We start from the raw sequence: 21,435 nt of genomic DNA, 5'->3' as shown, positions 1-21,435 counted from the left end.
AAAGCAGTGCCGCCCAGAAACAAATGCTTAACCGTAATAACGTCATTGCATGGGAAGAAAAGGAGAATGAATTGCGATGGGAGAATGTAAGGAGAGCGACTAGGAATCGCGTAGATAAAGCCTCAAAAGGCCAAAATAAGAGGGGTAAATGATAGTGAAGCAGGAATACAGACAATAAAAAAGCCAGCATTGCTGCTGGCTTTTTTATCTGGCAGGGGCGGAGGGACTCGAACCCCCAACATTCGGTTTTGGAGACCGACGCTCTACCAATTGAACTACGCCCCTAAAGCTTTATTACTACGACTAGCGAGCTAGTGATAGTAAAAAGCCCAGCATCAGCTGGGCTTTTTGAATCAGTGGCGGTGCGGACGGGACTCGAACCCGCGACCCCCGGCGTGACAGGCCGGTATTCTAACCAACTGAACTACCGCACCACCGATTCTTTTTCCAACCCAATCAGTATAGGTTGCTAAATTTGATGCCTGGCAGTTCCCTACTCTCGCATGGGGAGACCCCACACTACCATCGGCGCTACGGCGTTTCACTTCTGAGTTCGGCATGGGGTCAGGTGGGACCACCGCGCTATCGCCGCCAGGCAAATTCTGTTTCTCTATCGCGTACACTACTTGTGTCTCGCGCCAGAGTTAAAATCTAAAAACAAGCTAAATAACTGATGTATTGTTCTTTGAACAAGTAACTCGTGACTTCATTCATCCAACATCACTTTGGCGTTGTATGGTTAAGCCTCACGGGCAATTAGTACAGGTTAGCTCAACGTATCGCTACGCTTACACACCCTGCCTATCTACGTCGTAGTCTCCAACAACCCTTTAGGAGGCTTTAAGCCTCAGGGATGACTCATCTCGGGGCAAGTTTCGCGCTTAGATGCTTTCAGCGCTTATCTCTTCCGCATTTAGCTACCCGGCAATGCCACTGGCGTGACAACCGGAACACCAGAGATGCGTCCACTCCGGTCCTCTCGTACTAGGAGCAGCCCCCCTCAATCATCCAACGCCCACGACAGATAGGGACCGAACTGTCTCACGACGTTCTAAACCCAGCTCGCGTACCACTTTAAATGGCGAACAGCCATACCCTTGGGACCAACTTCAGCCCCAGGATGTGATGAGCCGACATCGAGGTGCCAAACACCGCCGTCGATATGAACTCTTGGGCGGTATCAGCCTGTTATCCCCGGAGTACCTTTTATCCGTTGAGCGATGGCCCTTCCATTCAGAACCACCGGATCACTAAGACCTACTTTCGTATCTGCTCGACCTGTCCGTCTCGCAGTTAAGCTAGCTTCTGCCTTTGCACTAACCGCATGATGTCCGACCATGCTTAGCTAACCTTCGTGCTCCTCCGTTACTCTTTAGGAGGAGACCGCCCCAGTCAAACTACCCACCAGACACTGTCCGTATCCCGGATTACGGGACAACGTTAGAACATCAAACATTAAAGGGTGGTATTTCAAGGTCGGCTCCACGCAAACTGGCGTTCACGTTTCAATGCCTCCCACCTATCCTACACATCAAGGCTCAATGTTCAGTGTCAAGCTATAGTAAAGGTTCACGGGGTCTTTCCGTCTTGCCGCGGGTACACTGCATCTTCACAGCGATTTCAATTTCACTGAGTCTCGGGTGGAGACAGCCTGGCCATCATTACGCCATTCGTGCAGGTCGGAACTTACCCGACAAGGAATTTCGCTACCTTAGGACCGTTATAGTTACGGCCGCCGTTTACCGGGGCTTCGATCAAGAGCTTCGCTTTCGCTAACCCCATCAATTAACCTTCCGGCACCGGGCAGGCGTCACACCGTATACGTCCACTTTCGTGTTTGCACAGTGCTGTGTTTTTAATAAACAGTTGCAGCCAGCTGGTATCTTCGACTGAGTTCAGCTCCATCCGCAAGGGACTTCACCTACCATCAGCGTGCCTTCTCCCGAAGTTACGGCACCATTTTGCCTAGTTCCTTCACCCGAGTTCTCTCAAGCGCCTGAGTATTCTCTACCTGACCACCTGTGTCGGTTTGGGGTACGATTTCTGGTAACCTGATGCTTAGAGGCTTTTCCTGGAAGCGTAGTATCAGCTACTTCAGCACCGTAGTGCTTCGTCATCACGCCTCAGTGTTAATGAAAGACCGGATTTGCCTAGTCTCTCCACCTTCACGCTTAAACCGGGACAACCGTCGCCCGGATAGCCTAACTTTCTCCGTCCCCCCTTCGCAGTTACCACAAGTACGGGAATATTAACCCGTTTCCCATCGACTACGCTTTTCAGCCTCGCCTTAGGGGTCGACTCACCCTGCTCCGATTAACGTTGAACAGGAACCCTTGGTCTTCCGGCGAGCGGGCTTTTCACCCGCTTTATCGTTACTTATGTCAGCATTCGCACTTCTGATACGTCCAGCATACCTCACAGTACACCTTCAACCGCTTACAGAACGCTCCCCTACCCAATAACACCTAAATGTCATTGCCGCAGCTTCGGTGCATGGTTTAGCCCCGTTACATCTTCCGCGCAGGCCGACTCGACTAGTGAGCTATTACGCTTTCTTTAAATGATGGCTGCTTCTAAGCCAACATCCTAGCTGTCTAAGCCTTCCCACATCGTTTCCCACTTAACCATGACTTTGGGACCTTAGCTGGCGGTCTGGGTTGTTTCCCTCTTCACGACGGACGTTAGCACCCGCCGTGTGTCTCCCGGATAGCACTCTACGGTATTCGGAGTTTGCAAAGGGTTGGTAAGTCGGGATGACCCCCTAGCCTTAACAGTGCTCTACCCCCGTAGGTGTTCGTCCGAGGCGCTACCTAAATAGCTTTCGGGGAGAACCAGCTATCTCCCGGTTTGATTGGCCTTTCACCCCCAGCCACAAGTCATCCGCTAATTTTTCAACATTAGTCGGTTCGGTCCTCCAGTTAGTGTTACCCAACCTTCAACCTGCCCATGGCTAGATCACCGGGTTTCGGGTCTACACCTTGCAACTAATTCGCCCTATTAAGACTCGGTTTCCCTACGGCTCCCCTATTCGGTTAACCTCGCTACAAAATGTAAGTCGCTGACCCATTATACAAAAGGTACGCAGTCACACCACGAAGGTGCTCCCACTGCTTGTACGTACACGGTTTCAGGTTCTATTTCACTCCCCTCACAGGGGTTCTTTTCGCCTTTCCCTCACGGTACTGGTTCGCTATCGGTCAGTCAGGAGTATTTAGCCTTGGAGGATGGTCCCCCCATCTTCAAACAGGATACCACGTGTCCCGTCCTACTCATCGAGCTCACAGCAATGCGTCTTCGTGTACGGGGCTATCACCCTGTATCGCCGGACTTTCCAATCCGTTCCACTAACGCATCCACTGATTCAGACTCTGGGCTGCTCCGCGTTCGCTCGCCGCTACTAACGGAATCTCGGTTGATTTCTTTTCCTCGGGGTACTTAGATGTTTCAGTTCTCCCGGTTCGCCTCGTTAAGCTATGGATTCACTTAACGATACCTAAGTTATCTTAGGTGGGTTTCCCCATTCGGACATGGTTGGCTATAGCGCTCCATCCCAGCTCACCAACCCTTTTCGCAGGGTAGCACGTCCTTCATCGCCTCTGACTGCCAAGGCATCCACCGTGTACGCTTAGTCACTTAACCATACAACCCAAAATAATGTCGGGCTGAATGTCAGTCACTAAACTGGTCGTTGCCAGTTTCTCAAGTCGCTTGTTCTCAAGAACTTCAGTTATTTTTCAGCTTGTTTTCAAATTTTTAAAGAGCAGTTGTGCATCCGAAGATACATCAAACAATCTGTGTGAACACTCAGCTTAAGCGCCAAATATCTCAGGTAAGGAGGTGATCCAACCGCAGGTTCCCCTACGGTTACCTTGTTACGACTTCACCCCAGTCATGAATCACAAAGTGGTAAGCGCCCTCCCGAAGGTTAAGCTACCTACTTCTTTTGCAACCCACTCCCATGGTGTGACGGGCGGTGTGTACAAGGCCCGGGAACGTATTCACCGCGGCATTCTGATCCGCGATTACTAGCGATTCCGACTTCATGGAGTCGAGTTGCAGACTCCAATCCGGACTACGACATACTTTATGGGATTCGCTCACTATCGCTAGCTTGCCGCCCTTTGTATATGCCATTGTAGCACGTGTGTAGCCCTACTCGTAAGGGCCATGATGACTTGACGTCATCCCCACCTTCCTCCGGTTTATCACCGGCAGTCTCCTTTGAGTTCCCGACCGAATCGCTGGCAACAAAGGATAAGGGTTGCGCTCGTTGCGGGACTTAACCCAACATTTCACAACACGAGCTGACGACAGCCATGCAGCACCTGTCTCAGAGTTCCCGAAGGCACCAATCCATCTCTGGAAAGTTCTCTGGATGTCAAGAGTAGGTAAGGTTCTTCGCGTTGCATCGAATTAAACCACATGCTCCACCGCTTGTGCGGGCCCCCGTCAATTCATTTGAGTTTTAACCTTGCGGCCGTACTCCCCAGGCGGTCGATTTAACGCGTTAGCTCCGGAAGCCACGCCTCAAGGGCACAACCTCCAAATCGACATCGTTTACAGCGTGGACTACCAGGGTATCTAATCCTGTTTGCTCCCCACGCTTTCGCACCTGAGCGTCAGTCTTTGTCCAGGGGGCCGCCTTCGCCACCGGTATTCCTCCAGATCTCTACGCATTTCACCGCTACACCTGGAATTCTACCCCCCTCTACAAGACTCTAGCTTGCCAGTTTCAAATGCAGTTCCCAAGTTGAGCTCGGGGATTTCACATCTGACTTAACAAACCGCCTGCGTGCGCTTTACGCCCAGTAATTCCGATTAACGCTTGCACCCTCCGTATTACCGCGGCTGCTGGCACGGAGTTAGCCGGTGCTTCTTCTGCGAGTAACGTCAATGCCACTAGGTATTAACTAGTGACCCTTCCTCCCCGCTGAAAGTGCTTTACAACCCGAAGGCCTTCTTCACACACGCGGCATGGCTGCATCAGGCTTGCGCCCATTGTGCAATATTCCCCACTGCTGCCTCCCGTAGGAGTCTGGACCGTGTCTCAGTTCCAGTGTGACTGGTCATTCTCTCAAACCAGTTAGAGATCGTCGCCTTGGTGAGCCATTACCTCACCAACTAGCTAATCCCACCTGGGTTCATCCGATAGCATGAGGTCCGAAGAGCCCCCACTTTGGTCCGTAGACGTTATGCGGTATTAGCTACAGTTTCCCGTAGTTATCCCCCTCTATCGGGCAGATCCCCAGGCATTACTCACCCGTCCGCCGCTCGTCACCCAAGGAGCAAGCTCCTCTGTGTTACCGCTCGACTTGCATGTGTTAGGCCTGCCGCCAGCGTTCAATCTGAGCCATGATCAAACTCTTCAATTTAAAGTTTGTCGCTCGAATAAACTGGCAAATAAATTGTTCAGTCACTCGTTTAACTTAATATCTTTTGGATATCAGCATTCTCAAACGAGTGCCCACACAGATTGTCTGATTAACTTTTTAAAGAGCGTTTCGCTACCGAAGTAGCGACAGGAGGTGGATTATTCCGCAATCCTGTTTCGCTGTCAAGAAAATGTTTTGAATTTTCTCAAGAGCCGATATTCATTACTGCAGGCCAATCAGTGATTTGCATCACAACTGCCGTGTCAGTGGGGTCGCATTATAGGGCGTTTTGCGGCGGGCGCAAGGGAAAAGTGAGAAAAACAATTCGCCCGCTGCATTTTCATCCAAAACGGCAAAAAAACACACTTTTCAGGTCTTAGGCCTGCGCCGAAGGGGCTAAAACAGCGATTTTTTGCGCAAATTCGCTGACTTTATTCCAGTCGGTATATTCCACTTCTTTACTTGGATCGGTTTCACCACCGGTCATGCGCATAATGAATTGGATCATCACACGGTCAAACCAGCGATAACGCGGATAATAAAGCGCGCCAGCAAAGACCGCGGCCACGGTAGGCTGCCACACAGAACGCTGCAAGAACTTACGCACATAGGCGTTGGTCTCCGGCGTGCTCTTCTCCGGTTTACGCGCCGTTAAGTTCACCCCGAAAAAGGCGGTTGGTAATTGCTGCAATTCGCGCTGGTATTGCGCTATCCAGCGCTGCACCTGACGGCTAAAGTGCCCATAACGAATCGAGGCACCAATCACCACGGCACGGTACTCTGCCCACTGTGGTTGTAACGGCTGCTGCACATCATGCAGACATACCTGACAATCAGGCACCTGCTGTTGCAGCTGCGCAGCAATATGCTGCATGATTTTTAAGGTTTGTCCGTCCGTGCTGGAATAGAGCAATAAATAAGTCTGAGCCATGATCAGTTTTTCCAGAATGTTGGGGTAAACAAGACCAACAGGGTAAACACTTCCAAGCGGCCAAACAGCATCGCGACCACCAAAATCCATTTCGCGCTGTTATTCAGGTCAGCAAAGTGCGGGGCGACCGAGCCTAGGCCCGGACCTAAGTTGTTCAAACTGGCGGCCACGGCCGAAAAGGCGGTCAACTCATCCACCCCTGTGGCAATCACGGCCAGCAAGCAAAGCATAAACACCAAGGCATAGGCGGAGAAAAATCCCCACACCCCTTCAATGATGCGCTCCGGTAGGGCGCGGCGGCCCAGTTTTATCGAGTAGACCGCGCTGGGGTGCACCAGACGCTTTAATTCGCGGTTGCCCTGCAAGCACAGTAAAAGAATGCGGATCACTTTCAAGCCGCCGCCGGTCGAGCCGGCGCAGCCACCAATAAAGGAAGAGAATAATAACAGCAGCGGCAAGAACAGTGGCCAGTCTGCAAAGCTGGCGGTAGAAAAGCCGGCGGTGGTACTGATAGAAACCGATTGGAAAAACGCGTTATCCAGCGCCAGCTGCCAAGTGTCATACACCTGCTTATTCATCAACACGGCAAAGCAAATCAGCGTCAGGCTCAGCTGAACCAGCAGGAAAAAGCGGCATTCTGGATCGCGCCAATACAAACGCCACGGGGTACGGCTGGTGAGCGCCGAAAAGTGCAGCGAGAAGTTACACCCAGCGATGATTAAAAAGACCCCAGTAATAATGTTGATCGCCGGACTATTAAAGTAGCCGATACTGGCATCGTGGGTGGAAAAGCCGCCGATCGCGATAGTGGCAAAGCTGTGACTAATGGCATCAAAGCCGGACATCCCCGCTAACCAAAAGGCCAAGGCGCAAGCGATGGTCAGCAAGACGTAAATCAACCATAAGGTTTTGGCCGTTTCAGCAATACGCGGGCGCATCTTGTTGTCTTTCAACGGCCCCGGCATTTCGGCCCGGTACAGCTGCATCCCCCCGACGCCTAATAGCGGCAAAATCGCCACCGCCAACACAATGATCCCCATGCCACCTAACCACTGCAGCATTTGACGATAAAACAGTAAGGCTTTGGGCAGGTTATCCAGACCGACAATCACCGTCGCACCAGTGGTCGTCAATCCTGAGAAGGATTCAAAGAATGCATCGGTAAAACTTAGCGGTAACTCCGCGGAATAGATGAAGGGCAACGCCCCCACACTGCCGAGCACCGTCCAGAACAGCACCACAATCACAAAGCCATCGCGGGATTTGAGCTCATGCTTGTGCCGGCGATTAGGAAACCACAGCAGCGCACCGATCACCACGGCGGTGACAAAGGTGGTCATAAACGCGGTGCCCGAACCGTCACGGTACAGCAGCGCCACCAGCGCCGGAACGCACATGGTGACGGAAAACAGCATGATCAGCATGCCAACGATTCGGGTAATAGAGCGCAACTGCATGCAAAAGCTATCCTTGGACGAAAACGGAGGGGGAATTATTCAGACAATGTCTGCAAGATCAAGCCACCGCGGGTGCGATCTTTGAGCGCTTGAGCAAAAAGGGTGACCTGCTCCGCAGGCAAACCGATACGCAAACGAATATTGCCGCCAAATTCCACCTCCTGCTTCTCACCGTCATACGCCGCCAATAAGGTTTCCACCAAACTTAACTGAGCATAGTCACAGGTTAAGTAAAAGGCTTGCCGCTCAACTTTCTCTACCGTGGTCAGCAGCTTTAACGCCTGTTGCACCCCATTGCCGTAGGCCCGCACCAAACCACCGGTACCGAGGCGGATCCCACCATAATAGCGGACTACCACCGCCGTCAGCTCACCGACCCCACTCCCCAGTAGGCAGTTGAGGATCGGTTTCCCTGCAGTGCCAGCAGGCTCACCATCATCGGAAAAGCCCAGCTGCTGCGAGTCAGTCGGCGCACCGGCCACAAATGCCCAGCAGTGATGCCGAGCCTGAGGGTGAGCCGCTTTCGCCGCCTGAACAAAGGCCCGGGCCTGCTCGCTGCCCGGGGTATGTGCCAGTAAGGTGATAAAGCGACTTTTCTTTATTTCTTCAGCAAACTCGACCGCGGAGGCCGGAATGGGGTAGTGCGCCATCAGTTCAGTGCCAGATCCCGCGTCAGGTTTTCAATGCCGCCTTCGGTGATCACGATATTGTCTTCAATACGGATCCCACCAAATGGACGCAGCGCATCGATGCGTGCCCAGTTAATGTGGCTGTTCAGGGCGTGGTTTTTCCAAGGCTCGAGCAAAGAATCAATGAAATACAAACCCGGCTCGATAGTCAGCACCATGCGCGGCGCCAGTTCCCGCGTACAACGCAGGGCCGGATAGGCCGCAGGCGCAGCCAGATGAGTGCCTTGTTCATCTTGCATGAAACCGGCCACATCGTGCACTTGCAGGCCGAGTAAGTGACCCAAACCATGTGGCATGAAGCTACCAGTCAACCCTTCGTTGACCATATCTTCTTCATTGAGACGCACAATATCGTGCTCACGCAGCATGCGCGCAATACGCTGGTGCATCTGCAGATTCAGATCAGGGTAGCGCTGGCCCGGTTCAATCGTGGCAATCAGCTCTTGCTGATGACGATGCATATCGCGGATCAGCGCAGCAAAATCATTCTCTTCGCGGGCGTAGGTACGGGTGATATCGGCGACATAACCGTTAAAGGTCGCGCCCGCATCCAGCAAGAAGCTGTCGCTGCTGGCGGGGGTTTTACGCTGCAAGGTGGTGTAGTGCAAAATCGCGCCATGCTGATTCAAGGCCACGATATTGGTGTACGGCACCTCAGTATCACTTTGACCGGTAGCCGCCAGATACGCCAAGTTGATATCAAACTCGCTCATGCCGGCCATAAAGGCATCGTGCGCTGCGCGGTGACCATCAACGGCAATCTTCTGAGCGCTGCGCATACACTGCAGCTCGTAATCAGTTTTGTAAGCGCGCTGATAATGCAGCGTATTAAGTAGCGCGGGCGGGTTAATCTGACCAATCCCGGCTTCACGAGCCAACTGCTCGCTCGAGCCGATGTAGCCCCACTCGGCGCGCGCCGCCGGCAGATACTGCTCTATGTCACGCGGTTGGCGCAGCACGACTATCTCAAACTCTTCGGCCCAGTACTCTTGCGGTACCGGCTCGACCGCATGCCAATAATCCACCGGAGAATAGAAGAACAGACGCGGGCGATTCACGCCATCGACTTGCAGCCAGCAATGCGGCACATTCGTCAGCGGCAACCAGGCATTGAAATGCGGATTAACCTTAAACGGATAAGTATTGTCATCCAGAAATGCGTAAATCGGCTCGCCGGAGTGGATCAGCAGCCCTTGCAGCTGGTCACGTTCCAATACGGCCCGGGTGCGACTCTGTAGCTCGGCAATATGCGCGCGGTAAGCGTGTTCCATGAAAATACCCTTTCTTCTATTCATCACTGAATTCCCATAGTAGCACAGCCAATGTGCCCTGTGGCGCTTCGGCCATCGCGTAACCTTGCCCGTCAATCAGCACAAAATCTCCACATCGCCCCTTAAGGATATTGCGGTTTTTCGCCGCTGAATCGAGCCTCCTCATGGTTAACAAAAAATTAAACAAATGTTTTAAATGAGTGTTGAAATATTGTTAATTTGAAAGCACACTGGTTAAAAATATGACACTGGCTCGTTATCCGGTGCGTACCCTCTGCTGGCTGCGGCCAGTGTTGCCCCCGGAGAGATCCGGCTCTGGAGATAGAAGATGCTTTATCAAAGCCCAACCCTGACCCTGCGCTGGCTGACTGACGGGATTGCCGAACTGCAATTTTCCGCCCAGTCCGCCGCCGTCAACAAATTCGATCTGCAGACCTTAACCAGCCTCGGTGAAGCGCTGGAGCTGTTGCAAGGGCAAACCGCCCTGCAAGGTCTGTTGGTCAGTTCAGCCAAAGACTCTTTTATTGTCGGCGCTGACATCACCGAATTCCTCGGCCTGTTTGCATTGCCAGCAGAGGAGCTGCAACGCTGGCTGGCACGAGCCAATGCCATTTTCAATCAGCTGGAAGATCTGCCGGTCCCCACCGTTTGCGCCGTCAACGGAATTGCCCTTGGCGGGGGATTGGAGTGCGTGCTGGCCACCGATCTGCGCATCGGTGATAGCCAAGCGCGAGTCGGTCTGCCAGAAACCAAACTCGGTATCATGCCGGGCTTTGGCGGCACCGTGCGTTTACCTCGTCTGATTGGCGCCGATAGCGCACTGGAGCTGATCACCGCCGGTAAAGAAATCGGCGCTGACGCGGCCTTAAAGCTGGGTATTCTGGATGCGGTGGTCGCCAGCGATAAACTGCATGCTGCGGCGCTGCAAATGCTCAACGAGGCGATAGCAGGTCGGTTGAACTGGCAAGCTCGGCGACAGGTCAAATTGCAACCGCTGTCCCTCAATGCCACCGAAGCGGCCATGAGTTTTAGCACCGCTAAAGCGATGGTGCTGCAAATTGCCGGCAAACACTATCCGGCACCACTGGCCGCCGTCAGTAGTGTGGAAGCGGCGGCGCGCTGTACGCGCGATGCGGCGCTGGATATTGAAACTCGCCACTTTATTCCGCTGGCCAAATCCGATGTTGCCACCGCGTTGGTGGGGATCTTCTTGGGCGATCAGTTGCTGAAAAGCAAAGCCAAGCAAGCGGCCAAAGCCGGCAAACCCACCGCGCATGCTGCGGTACTGGGCGCAGGCATTATGGGCGGCGGTATTGCCTACCAGTCCGCTCTCAAAGGCGTACCGGTTCTGATGAAAGACATCAGCGAAAAATCCCTCACGTTAGGGATGACCGAAGCGGCCAAATTGCTGGATAAACAGCGCGAGCAAGGCAAAATCAGCGGCCTGCAGATGGCACAAACCCTGACTGCCATCACGCCAAGCCTCAACTACGCCGGTATCGAGCGCAGTGACATCGTGGTCGAAGCGGTGGTGGAGAACCCGAAAATCAAACAAAGCGTACTGGCTGAAGTTGAACAACTGCTGCCAATCGACGCCGTGCTGACGTCTAACACCTCCACCATCCCGATTAACGTGCTGGCCAGTGCCCTGCAGCGGCCAGAAAACTTCTGCGGCATGCACTTTTTCAATCCGGTACACCGGATGCCATTGGTTGAGATCATCCGTGGCGAGCGCACCTCTGAAGAGACCATCGCCCGCGTAGTGGCGTATGCCGCCAAAATGGGCAAATCACCGATTGTAGTGAATGACTGCCCGGGCTTTTTCGTCAACCGCGTCCTGTTCCCGTATTTTGCTGGCTTTAGCCTGCTGCTGCGCGATGGCGCTGACTTCCAGCAAATCGACAAAGTGATGGAAAAACAATTTGGTTGGCCTATGGGCCCGGCCTATTTGTTGGATGTGGTGGGGATGGATACCGCGCATCACGCCCAAGCGGTGATGGCAGCCGGTTTCCCGCAGCGGATGCAAAAAGATTACCGCGATGCGGTCGACGTGATGTTCGAGTTGCAGCGTTTTGGCCAGAAAAACGGACAAGGCTTCTATCGCTATACCCAAGATGCCAAGGGCAAGCCGAAGAAAGAGGCCGATCCCGCCACCTACACCTTGCTGAGCGAGGTATGCGCGCCACGGCGCGAGTTTAGCAGCGAAGAGATTATCGCCCGTTTGATGATCCCGATGGTCAACGAAGTGGTGCGCTGCTTGGAAGAAGGCATTATCGGTAGCGCCGCCGAAGCGGACATGGCACTGATTTATGGCTTGGGCTTCCCACCGTTCCGTGGCGGTGCCTGCCGTTATCTGGATAGCCTCGGTAGCGCTCACTATGTGGCACAGGCCGATGCCTTAAGTGCGCTGGGCGCCTTGTATCAGGTTCCGGATGGACTGCGTGATAAAGCCAGCCGTAACGACACTTATTATCCGCGCCATCGCCTGCCGGCCTGAGGGAGAAATTGAACATGAAAAACGTTGTCATTGTTGACTGCCTACGCACCCCGATGGGCCGCTCTAAGGGTGGGGCATTTCGTCATGTGAGAGCCGAAGATTTATCGGCACATCTGATGCGCGAACTGCTGCGCCGTAATCCCCAAGTGGCCCCTACGGCACTGGAAGATATTTATTGGGGTTGCGTGCAGCAAACTCTGGAGCAGGGCTTTAACATTGCCCGTAACGCCTCACTGCTGGCGGGGATCCCGCACTCCGTGGGCGCGGTCACGGTGAACCGCTTGTGCGGCTCTTCGATGCAAGCGCTGCACGATGCCACCCGCGCCATCATGACCGGCGATGGTGAGATCTTCATGATTGGTGGGGTCGAGCACATGGGGCATGTGCCGATGTCGCTCGGCGTCGACTTCCATCCGGGGTTGTCACGCTCCGTAGCCAAAGCGGCGGGAATGATGGGTTTAACCGCCGAGATGCTCGGTCGCCTGCACGGCATTAGCCGCCAGATGCAAGACGAGTTCGCTGCGCGTTCGCACCAGCGCGCCCATCAAGCCACCGTCGAAGGCCGTTTTAAGGCTGAAATTGCTCCACTGACGGGCCATGATGCCGACGGCACGCTGACGTTGTTCGATTTTGATGAAGTGATCCGGCCGGAAACGACCGTGGCGTCACTCAGCACCTTGCGTCCGGCCTTTGATCCGGTCAACGGCACCGTCACCGCCGGCTCGTCGTCAGCGCTATCTGATGGCGCTGCCGCGATGCTGCTGATGAGCGAGGATAAAGCCCGTGAGTTAGGGCTCCCGATCCGTGCGCGCATCAAAGCGATGGCGATTGCCGGGTGTGACCCGTCCATCATGGGTTATGGCCCAGTACCGGCCAGCCGCAAGGCGCTACAGCGCGCCGGTTTAACGATCGCCGATATCGATGTGGTCGAGTTAAACGAAGCCTTCGCCGCCCAAAGCTTGCCGTGCGTGAAAGACTTAGGCTTGCTGGAGGTGATGGACGACAAGGTCAACCTCAACGGCGGCGCGATTGCCTTAGGCCACCCACTCGGTTGCTCTGGCGCGCGGATCTCCACCACTTTGATTAACCTGATGGAAGCGCGCGATGCCAAGTTTGGTCTGGCGACCATGTGTATCGGGTTAGGTCAGGGGATTGCCACAGTCTTTGAGCGCGTGTAAATCTCGCGCGCGGTAAAACAAAACGGCAGGACCCAGATCCTGCCGTTGTTCGTTTACGCAGCCCTCTTCCCCGAACCTATTCGCGGCAAGAGTTCACCCCCCCATTAAAATCGGGTGAGCCTTTCATCCGCCGTACACAGGCTGTTGTGATGGCGTTCTACCCGCAGTGCTTGGCCGATAATGCCGGCACTGGCGACAAAAATCTGCATATAGCCAAACAGCTCCAGCGTCTCTTCCACCGTTTCTTTGATCATGCGCGCATAGCCGTCTTGCAGCAGCATCTGCCACAAACTGCTCATCCCCATCAAGCGGGAGAACACCAGCAAGGTCACCAGACCACACAGCATGCCTCCAAAAAACGGACTGCGTACCATCATCGCCAAACCGCGCAAAGTAGCCGCCCGCTCTTTCCACGCCACGCTGAGCGCCAAACCAGCCACCAGCAGCGCCGGTACCACCCAAAAGCCGTGGAACACCACATCCAAAAAAGCATCCAGTTCGCGGATCAGCAAGCAGGCAAAAAAGCCGCCCACCAAGGTCGCCGCCGGGCGCCATAAGCGGCTATGCCGAGCCAGCGCAAAATAACCCAACACCAGCAAAAACAGTAATACCTCTTGGGTCAGCTCCACCCAAGAAAACTCCGACAGGTTATGGGCATCGAAATAGACATCCAGCCGGAGTAATCCCACCATGCCTGCAGCGCATAGCGCCAATACCACAAACGCCAGTAAGGCGCGCAGGACCACTGCTAAATCAGTCTTCATGCTGTTCTCTATTGATGTGCAAATCATGCTTAGTTACATAAAATGTTGCCAAATTATGTGACCAAGTTCAAATAAAGAACACCCATTAAGGCCAATCCCAGCCGGATAAAACAGACAATTAATTTATATTTGTATTATTAATCAATAAGAAAGAGATCAGTCCGCTGCTGATAAAAAACCGCGCTCGAAACCGAACCCGACCGCAGAAGCCACCAGTGCCAGTAGCGTAAGTGGTGAGCAGGATGTTTCCAGCCATTGCAATAACAGCAAGCTGGTGGAGATGAAACACAGGGCGCCGTACATGGCGAGACGGTCATTCAACGTAAACATGAGAGGATCCCCGCAGCAGTGCCTAGCCTGAGGATTACCCTAATCGATGGCAGATTTTTTGCTGTTAGCCTGTTGGCAATTTGCCCCTTTTTTACGCTAAAGATTGGAGATGTGTGAGTTTACTCATTAAACTACTGCGCATATCCACTGCCCACCGCTCGCGCTGCGCGAGCAGAGTCACGGGCAGCATTAACGCTCAGACTTTTGACTTGCAGGATTGCTGTAGCATGAATTCCGTTGTCCCAGATCACACACTGGATGCCCAAGGGCTACGCTGCCCAGAGCCGGTGATGATGGTGCGTAAAACCATCCGCAATCTGACCACAGGTCAGACGCTGCTGATTGTGGCGGACGATCCGTCCACCACCCGCGATATTCCCAGCTTCTGCCGCTTTATGGATCACCAGTTGCTCGAGGCCCAAACCGAGAGCCTGCCGTATCGCTATCTGATCCGCAAAGGCGCGTAAAGCAAACAACGCTTAACGGCCAACTCGCGCATTCAGACTATGCCTCCGGCCAGCTGTCACTCGATTCCGCGCGATTTTGTTGCAGCTGATTGACCTGATGGCGCAGACGGCGATTTTCTTCCCGCAGCGGCTGCACATAACGCCAGCGGATCCACGACTCCAACGCTAAATAACCGGTGATCAGGCAGCCAATCAACAGCGGTAAGCCGGCATCGGTTAAGATCAGCGCCAGCATGTTGAGCAAAAAGGCAAAGTGAAAAAACAGACACTGCTTTTTCGCCGATAACAGTGGAAAACGTCGCCACATAAGCTGCTCCTTATCGGTATGGGTCTGACCCAAAGCGACATCGGGTGTTTGCACTCTCGACAGGTTCACTCCCGAAGCCCTCTTCAGTGTAGAAGTCCTACGCGCAGTCGGCTGCCGCGCCGGTCGCAAATCGGTGATTTTCTCTTTACGCCGAGCGCCTTCTGACAAGCTATAATCAGCGGCCAAGAGGCTGCCGTCCCAAAGCAGCTGGCGGATATCGGCGAGTGCCAAGCACCGCCATCCTTCCCTACCCCGTTTTATATTTAGCAAGGAGAGTGCATGAGCAGTATCGAACGCATCGGCACCACGGCCCGTTGGTCAGACATCGTGATCCATAATCAAACCGTTTATCTGGTTGAAGTACCGAGCCAACTGGATGCCGATATCACCGGGCAAGCCCATGAGGTGCTGGCCAGCCTAGAGGCGCTGCTAAAACAAGCGGGCTCTGACAAATCGCGTATTCTATCAGCCACCATTTATCTGAAAGATATTAGCGAGATCGCGGCCTTTAATGCGGTGTGGGATGCTTGGCTGCCGAGCGGCAGTGCGCCGGTGCGAGCCTGTGTGCAGGCAGTGATGGCCGATCCGGGTTACCGCGTCGAAATTCAGCTGACGGCGGCGCGCTAAGCGCGATTGTCCGCATCTCCGGCATTCCCTTCTTCTCTGCCAGTCGGTAAGTAAAGAAACTGCAGAGATAAAAAAACCGCGGCCCCTTTCGGTGACAGCGGTTTTTTCTACCTGTTACGGTAGCAGCCAAATCACTGGATTGGGCTTAAGGTGATCTCAACACGGCGGTTTTGCGCACGGCCGCTTTCGGTGTTGTTAGAGGCGATCGGATTATCCGGGCCGGCACCGTAGGTACGCAGACGAGAGGCTGACACGCCCTGCATCATCAGGTTTGATGCCACAGACTGCGCACGACGCTCAGACAGCTGCATGTTGTAAGCGCGCTTACCGGTGCTGTCGGTATAACCGATGATGTTCACCATGGTCTTTTCGTATTCTTTCAGGATCATGGCCACACCACTTAAGGTGTTGATACCGGCAGGCTTCAGGCTGGTGCTGTTGGTATCAAACGTCACGTTGTTTGGCATGTTCAGGATGATGTTGTTACCGTCACGGGTCACACTCACACCAGTGCCTCGCAGCTGCTGACGCAACTTCGCTTCTTGCACATCCATGTAATAACCGATACCACCACCCAGCGCTGCACCGGCTGCGGCACCAATCAAAGCACCTTTACCGCGGTCTTTCTTGGAAGAAGAGGCCACACCAATCAATGCCCCCGCTAATGCACCTATCGCAGAGCCACTCGCTGCTTTCGCAGTCTGCTCTTCATTGGTGTACGGGTTTACCGTGGTACAACCGGACAGAGCCACGGAAACACACAGAGCGCCAACCAGCGCTTTGATTTTATTACTCATTATTGTTTACCTAACTTATTCCATCTACGCGCACAAAAACGGGTTGCCGGTAAACCGACCCCCCTTGCCCAGCGCTACGGGACATTGAAGCGCCGTATTGCATCAATTCGGTCTGCATTTGGCAACCCATTTCATGCGCAGGCCTGCATTCCTGACACTTTGTATACTCACTTTCGCGCTAGCAGCAGGCCCAATGGCGGTTTACCACAGCAAAGTGATAATCCCGAGCGCAGCAAACACCATCGCTGCCGCGCGGTGGCCCCAATCCGACTTCATATACGGACTTAAGCGTTCACCAAACCACAGCATCGGCGCATTGGCGGCAATCATGCCCAAGGTCGAACCGATCATCACCAGCGTCACGTTGTCATAACGCGCGCCAAGCAACGTGGTCGCAATTTGGGTTTTATCGCCAATCTCGGCAATAAAGAAGATCACCAGTGATGTCCAGAAAGGATGCCCGCCCTTCACTTCACCGTTATCTTTATCCGGGATCAGCACCCAACCGGCCATCAGCAGGAAGCCGACGCCCACTACCCAACGCATAATCTCCGGCGTTAAATAGTTGCTCAGCTCCACCCCAATCCAGGCAGCCAGAAAGTGATTAAACAAAGTGGCACAAACAATAGCAGCCAGAATCCACCAAGGTTTGCGAAAACGTGCCACCAGCAGCAAAGTCAGCAGTTGGGTTCTATCGCCCATTTCGGCCAACGCCACGGAAGCAAAGGAAGTTGCAATTATCGACACGACATACTCATCAGGGGCGGGGGCCAACGTAAACATATGGCGTAACGCTGTCCCCGCCCCTGCGGTTACAGTCGTTAGCCATAGGTCTCGTCAACCTCAAAGATGCGAGGCCGCTGCCGCCATGCCCTTCGGGCAAGTTTGTTGACGACAGCTTTGCTACACCGAACAGGTACTGGCGTACCGGCAACGTATGTTGCAAAAGACTACTCCCCCATGACGGAAGAGAGACGTATCCGAAACAGAGAAAAGGACACGAAACGCCGGCATTTTACTGACTAAAAACCGCTGAAACAAGCAGCAATTCACTACCGATTGTCGTCTTTATCCGTAACGTGCGCACCATTACAGCGTGTATGCCAGTCACAGCTGGTGAGATGATCGTTCACCAAACCGGCCGCTTGCATAAAGGCATAACAGATAGTGGGGCCAACAAAGGTAAAGCCGCGCTTTTTCAACGCCTTGCTCATCGCCACCGACGCCGGCGTACTGGCCGGCACCTGCTCTGCGCTGGCAAAATGATTGATCTGCGGCTGCCCACCGACAAACGACCACAGCAGAGTACTGAAGTCTTCTCCCTGCGCTTGAAGCGCCAAATAGGCTCGCGCATTTTGCACTAGCGCGGCCAGCTTACGCCGGTTACGAATCAGGCCGCTGTCTTGCATGAATTCAGCCAACTGCGCCTCACTGAGCGCGGCCATGCGGCCGGCCGCAAAGCCGAAAAAGCAGTGCCGGTAGTGCGCCCGCTTTTTCAGTACCGTGATCCAAGATAGCCCCGCTTGCTGACCTTCCAGACACAACAGTTCAAACAGACGGTCGCCGTCATACAAAGGGCGTCCCCACTCCTGATCGTGATAAGCCAGATAAAGAGGATCGTCACTCACCCAGTTGCAACGCTGCATTCCGCCTCCTTTAAGTGTTTCTATTAAAGCTGTGCAAACGGTATACTAATTTCCTTTATCTCAACCTCAGCGAATTGGCAATCCATAATTATGGCTAAGTTCGATATTAAGACCTTTCAAGGCCTGATCCTGACTTTGCAGGACTACTGGGCCCGTCAGGGTTGCACCATTGTGCAGCCGCTCGATATGGAAGTGGGTGCCGGTACCTCCCACCCGATGACTTGTCTGCGCGCACTGGGCCCAGAGCCGATTGCAGCCGCTTACGTACAGCCATCCCGCCGCCCAACTGACGGCCGTTACGGGGAAAACCCGAACCGTCTGCAGCACTACTATCAGTTCCAGGTGATCATCAAGCCTTCTCCTGACAACATTCAGGAGCTGTACTTAGGCTCGCTCAAAGAGCTGGGGCTCGATCCGCTCATCCACGACATCCGCTTCGTGGAAGATAACTGGGAAAACCCAACGCTGGGTGCCTGGGGTCTGGGCTGGGAAGTGTGGCTGAACGGTATGGAAGTCACCCAGTTCACCTACTTCCAGCAAGTCGGCGGTCTGGAGTGTAAGCCGGTGACCGGTGAGATCACCTATGGTCTTGAGCGTCTGGCCATGTACATTCAGGGCGTAGACAGCGTTTACGATCTGGTATGGAGTGACGGTCCGCTGGGTAAAACCACCTACGGCGATGTGTTCCACCAGAACGAAGTGGAGCAATCCACCTATAACTTCGAACATGCCGATGTGGATTTCCTGTTCCAGTGCTTCGAACAGTACGAGAAAGAAGCCCTGCACCTGCTGAATCTGGAAAAGCCACTGCCATTGCCAGCGTATGAGCGCATTTTGAAGGCGGCCCACTCCTTCAACCTGCTGGATGCCCGTAAAGCGATTTCGGTGACCGAGCGTCAACGTTACATCCTGCGCATCCGTACGCTGACCAAAGCGGTAGCCGAAGCTTACTATGCCTCTCGTGAGGCGCTGGGCTTCCCTATGTGTCAGCGTGAAACTCACCCAGCAGAGGCGAAATGATATGACGCAACAAGCGACCTTTCTGGTAGAAATCGGTACCGAAGAGCTGCCACCAAAATCCCTGCGCGCACTGGCCGAAGCCTTTGCCGCTAACTTCACTGCCGAGCTGGATAAAGCCAATCTGGCGCACGGCCCAGTGCAGTGGTTTGCTGCGCCGCGTCGTCTGGCGCTGAAAGTGATCGACCTGCAAAAATCCCAGCCGGATCAGCAGATTGAAAAACGCGGCCCTGCGGTTGCCCAAGCATTTGGCGCGGATGGTCAACCGACCAAAGCCGCTGAAGGCTGGGCGCGCGGTTGCGGGATCACCGTCGACCAAGCCGAGCGTATGGTGACCGATAAAGGCGAATGGCTGCTGCACCGCGCCGTAGTCGCCGGTCGTCCAGCCAAAGAGCTGCTGTGCGACATGGTCGATAGCGCGCTGGCCAAACTGCCAATGCCAAAGCCAATGCGCTGGGGCGACAAGAGCACCTACTTTATCCGTCCAGTGCACACCGTTACCCTGCTGCTGGATGACGAGCTGGTTCCTGGCACCATTTTGGGGATCCACTCCGATCGCGTCATTCGCGGCCACCGCTTCATGGGCGAAGCCGAGTTTGAAATCGAGCACGCCGAGCAATACCCAGAGCTGCTGCGCCAGCGCGGTAAAGTGGTTGCTGACTACGCTGAGCGTAAAGCACTGATCCTGCGTGATGCCGAGCAAGCGGCGGCTGAGCTGGGCGGTAAAGCTGACATCAGCGAAAGCCTGCTGGAAGAAGTCACCTCACTGGTGGAATGGCCAGTGGTGCTGACCGCCAAGTTCGAAGAGAAATTCTTGGCGGTGCCAGCCGAAGCGCTGGTGTACACCATGAAAGGTGATCAGAAGTACTTCCCAGTCTACGCCGCCGACGGCAAACTGCTGCCAAACTTCATCTTTGTGACCAACATTGAGTCCAAAGATCCGCAGCAAATCATCAGCGGTAACGAGAAAGTGGTGCGCCCACGTCTGTCGGATGCGGAGTTCTTCTTCAAGACTGACCTGAAGCACAAGCTGGCTGACCGTCTGCCACGTCTGGAAACCGTGCTGTTCCAACAGCAACTGGGAACCCTGCGTGACAAGACCGATCGCATCGAGCAGATGGCCGGTTTCATCGCCAGCCAAATCGGTGCCGATGTAAACCACGCGCGTCGCGCCGGTTTGCTGTCTAAGTGTGACCTGATGACCAACATGGTGTTCGAATTTACCGACACCCAAGGCGTCATGGGCATGCACTATGCCCGTCATGATGGCGAAGCCGAAGATGTGGCGGTAGCCCTGAACGAGCAGTACATGCCGCGCTTTGCCGGCGATGCCCTGCCATCTTCAGCGGTCGCCTGCGCCGTCGCGATTGCCGACAAGATGGATACCCTGGCCGGTATTTTCGGCATCGGTCAACACCCGAAAGGGGATAAAGACCCGTTCGCCCTGCGCCGCGCCGCATTGGGCGTGCTGCGGATCATCGTGGAAAAAGACCTACCATTGGATCTGACCGCGCTGACCGAGCATGCGGTAGCCCTGTACGGTGACAAGCTGAGCAATGCCAACATGGTCATTGACGTGGTCGACTTCATGCTGGGCCGTTTCCGCGCTTGGTATCAAGACGAAGGCTTCAGCGTTGATGTGATCCAAGCGGTACTGGCACGTCGTCCTACCCGTCCAGCCGATTTTGATGCCCGCGTGAAAGCGGTATCGCACTTCCGTACTCTGGATGCGGCGGCGGCACTGGCAGCGGCCAACAAGCGGGTATCCAACATTCTGGCGAAAGTAGAAGGCGCGCTACCAAGTGCTATCGACAGCAGCCTGCTGCAAGAGCCGGCTGAAAAAGCGCTGGCCGAGCAAGTGCAGAGCCTGTCTGCCAAGCTGCAGCCACTGTTTGCTGAAGGTCGCTACCAAGAAGCGCTGACTGAACTGGCCGCCCTGCGCGAGCCGGTCGACGCCTTCTTTGACAGCGTGATGGTCATGGCGGATGACGTTGCCCTGCGTAACAACCGTCTGACCCTGCTGAGCACCCTGCGCGATCTGTTCTTGCAAGTGGCGGATATCTCCGTACTGCAATAAGCAGCGGT

The 21,435-nt window shown here is 54.3% G+C and carries 16 protein-coding genes, 2 tRNA genes, 3 rRNA genes and 1 riboswitch; of the genes, 6 read left to right on the top strand and 15 right to left on the bottom strand.

Annotated features, from left to right (window positions below; genetic code table 11):
- Positions 1-209: 209 nt before the first annotated feature.
- From LQ901_RS13865 to pepQ, 9 genes are all read right to left on the bottom strand, one after another.
- Positions 210-285: transfer RNA gene (locus LQ901_RS13865), tRNA-Trp, on the bottom strand.
- 72 nt (positions 286-357) lie between these two features.
- Positions 358-434 (bottom strand) — tRNA-Asp (locus tag LQ901_RS13860).
- A gap of 46 nt (positions 435-480) precedes the next feature.
- Positions 481-596, bottom strand: a 5S ribosomal RNA gene (gene rrf, locus LQ901_RS13855).
- A gap of 139 nt (positions 597-735) precedes the next feature.
- Positions 736-3,639 (bottom strand): 23S ribosomal RNA (locus LQ901_RS13850).
- Positions 3,640-3,830: 191 nt separating this feature from the next.
- Positions 3,831-5,372, bottom strand: a 16S ribosomal RNA gene (locus tag LQ901_RS13845).
- The 16S, 23S and 5S rRNA genes sit together here with 2 tRNA genes alongside, the layout of an rRNA operon.
- Positions 5,373-5,748: 376 nt before the next feature.
- The gene (hemG, locus tag LQ901_RS13840) at positions 5,749-6,303 is read right to left on the bottom strand and encodes a menaquinone-dependent protoporphyrinogen IX dehydrogenase (RefSeq protein WP_064978363.1); all 555 of its coding nucleotides are present in this window, start codon (positions 6,301-6,303) and stop codon (positions 5,749-5,751) included.
- 2 nt (positions 6,304-6,305) lie between these two features.
- On the bottom strand, positions 6,306-7,760 hold the full coding sequence (trkH, locus tag LQ901_RS13835) for a Trk system potassium transporter TrkH (protein ID WP_010863037.1): 1,455 nt from the start codon (positions 7,758-7,760) through the stop codon (positions 6,306-6,308).
- A gap of 35 nt (positions 7,761-7,795) precedes the next feature.
- Positions 7,796-8,410, bottom strand: a complete 615-nt coding sequence (locus tag LQ901_RS13830) for an IMPACT family protein (protein ID WP_233672336.1) — start codon at positions 8,408-8,410, stop codon at positions 7,796-7,798.
- Positions 8,410-9,720 (bottom strand): Xaa-Pro dipeptidase, encoded by a 1,311-nt coding sequence (gene pepQ / locus LQ901_RS13825; protein WP_039046348.1) that lies wholly within the window; start codon positions 9,718-9,720, stop codon positions 8,410-8,412. Before pepQ ends, LQ901_RS13830 begins: the two co-directional genes overlap by 1 nt.
- A gap of 328 nt (positions 9,721-10,048) precedes the next feature.
- Between pepQ and fadB the strand changes: the two genes are divergently transcribed.
- Positions 10,049-12,217, top strand: coding sequence for a fatty acid oxidation complex subunit alpha FadB (gene fadB, locus LQ901_RS13820; protein ID WP_233672335.1), 2,169 nt, complete (start codon positions 10,049-10,051; stop codon positions 12,215-12,217).
- Positions 12,218-12,231: 14 nt separating this feature from the next.
- Positions 12,232-13,395 (top strand): acetyl-CoA C-acyltransferase FadA, encoded by a 1,164-nt coding sequence (gene fadA / locus LQ901_RS13815; RefSeq protein WP_233672334.1) that lies wholly within the window; start codon positions 12,232-12,234, stop codon positions 13,393-13,395.
- Between the two features lie 104 nt (positions 13,396-13,499).
- On the opposite strand, the gene LQ901_RS13810 is transcribed toward fadA, so the two are convergent.
- Both LQ901_RS13810 and LQ901_RS13805 read right to left on the bottom strand, forming a co-directional pair.
- A complete protein-coding gene (locus LQ901_RS13810) occupies positions 13,500-14,159 on the bottom strand; it encodes a transporter (RefSeq protein WP_152109856.1) in 660 nt (219 codons plus the stop codon).
- Positions 14,160-14,315: 156 nt separating this feature from the next.
- A complete protein-coding gene (locus tag LQ901_RS13805) occupies positions 14,316-14,489 on the bottom strand; it encodes a hypothetical protein (protein ID WP_165807680.1) in 174 nt (57 codons plus the stop codon).
- Positions 14,490-14,716: 227 nt separating this feature from the next.
- Here LQ901_RS13805 and tusA point away from each other — a divergent pair, with 227 nt between their 5' ends.
- Positions 14,717-14,956, top strand: coding sequence for a sulfurtransferase TusA (gene tusA / locus LQ901_RS13800; RefSeq protein ID WP_010863030.1), 240 nt, complete (start codon positions 14,717-14,719; stop codon positions 14,954-14,956).
- 37 nt (positions 14,957-14,993) lie between these two features.
- Here tusA and LQ901_RS13795 read toward each other — a convergent pair whose 3' ends face one another.
- A complete protein-coding gene (locus tag LQ901_RS13795) occupies positions 14,994-15,263 on the bottom strand; it encodes a hypothetical protein (protein ID WP_115150256.1) in 270 nt (89 codons plus the stop codon).
- A gap of 279 nt (positions 15,264-15,542) precedes the next feature.
- Here LQ901_RS13795 and LQ901_RS13790 point away from each other — a divergent pair, with 279 nt between their 5' ends.
- Positions 15,543-15,890: a RidA family protein gene (locus LQ901_RS13790; protein WP_010863028.1), complete on the top strand. Its 348-nt coding sequence runs from the start codon at positions 15,543-15,545 to the stop codon at positions 15,888-15,890.
- A 131-nt stretch (positions 15,891-16,021) separates the two neighbouring features.
- Here LQ901_RS13790 and LQ901_RS13785 read toward each other — a convergent pair whose 3' ends face one another.
- The 3 genes from LQ901_RS13785 to LQ901_RS13775 form a co-directional block, all read right to left on the bottom strand.
- A complete protein-coding gene (locus LQ901_RS13785) occupies positions 16,022-16,687 on the bottom strand; it encodes an OmpA family lipoprotein (RefSeq protein ID WP_010863027.1) in 666 nt (221 codons plus the stop codon).
- Between the two features lie 201 nt (positions 16,688-16,888).
- Positions 16,889-17,434: a TMEM165/GDT1 family protein gene (locus LQ901_RS13780; protein WP_225624440.1), complete on the bottom strand. Its 546-nt coding sequence runs from the start codon at positions 17,432-17,434 to the stop codon at positions 16,889-16,891.
- 92 nt (positions 17,435-17,526) lie between these two features.
- Positions 17,527-17,658, bottom strand: a riboswitch (yybP-ykoY riboswitch).
- A gap of 81 nt (positions 17,659-17,739) precedes the next feature.
- The gene (locus tag LQ901_RS13775) at positions 17,740-18,333 is read right to left on the bottom strand and encodes a DNA-3-methyladenine glycosylase I (RefSeq protein ID WP_152109855.1); all 594 of its coding nucleotides are present in this window, start codon (positions 18,331-18,333) and stop codon (positions 17,740-17,742) included.
- Between the two features lie 90 nt (positions 18,334-18,423).
- On the opposite strand from LQ901_RS13775, the gene glyQ reads away from it, so the two are divergent.
- Together glyQ and glyS are read left to right on the top strand one after the other, a co-directional pair.
- Complete coding sequence (glyQ, locus tag LQ901_RS13770) at positions 18,424-19,353, top strand: glycine--tRNA ligase subunit alpha (protein WP_010863024.1); 930 nt, start codon at positions 18,424-18,426, stop codon at positions 19,351-19,353.
- 1 nt (position 19,354) lies between these two features.
- Positions 19,355-21,427, top strand: coding sequence for a glycine--tRNA ligase subunit beta (gene glyS, locus LQ901_RS13765; RefSeq protein WP_233672333.1), 2,073 nt, complete (start codon positions 19,355-19,357; stop codon positions 21,425-21,427).
- Positions 21,428-21,435: the final 8 nt, after the last annotated feature.

This window comes from Plesiomonas sp. PI-19 (genome assembly GCF_021368255.1).
Lineage (GTDB): Bacteria > Pseudomonadota > Gammaproteobacteria > Enterobacterales > CAMTGL01 > Plesiomonas > Plesiomonas shigelloides.
The sequence above is the reverse complement of the archived record's forward strand: the minus strand, read 5'-3'. Positions and strand labels throughout refer to the sequence as shown.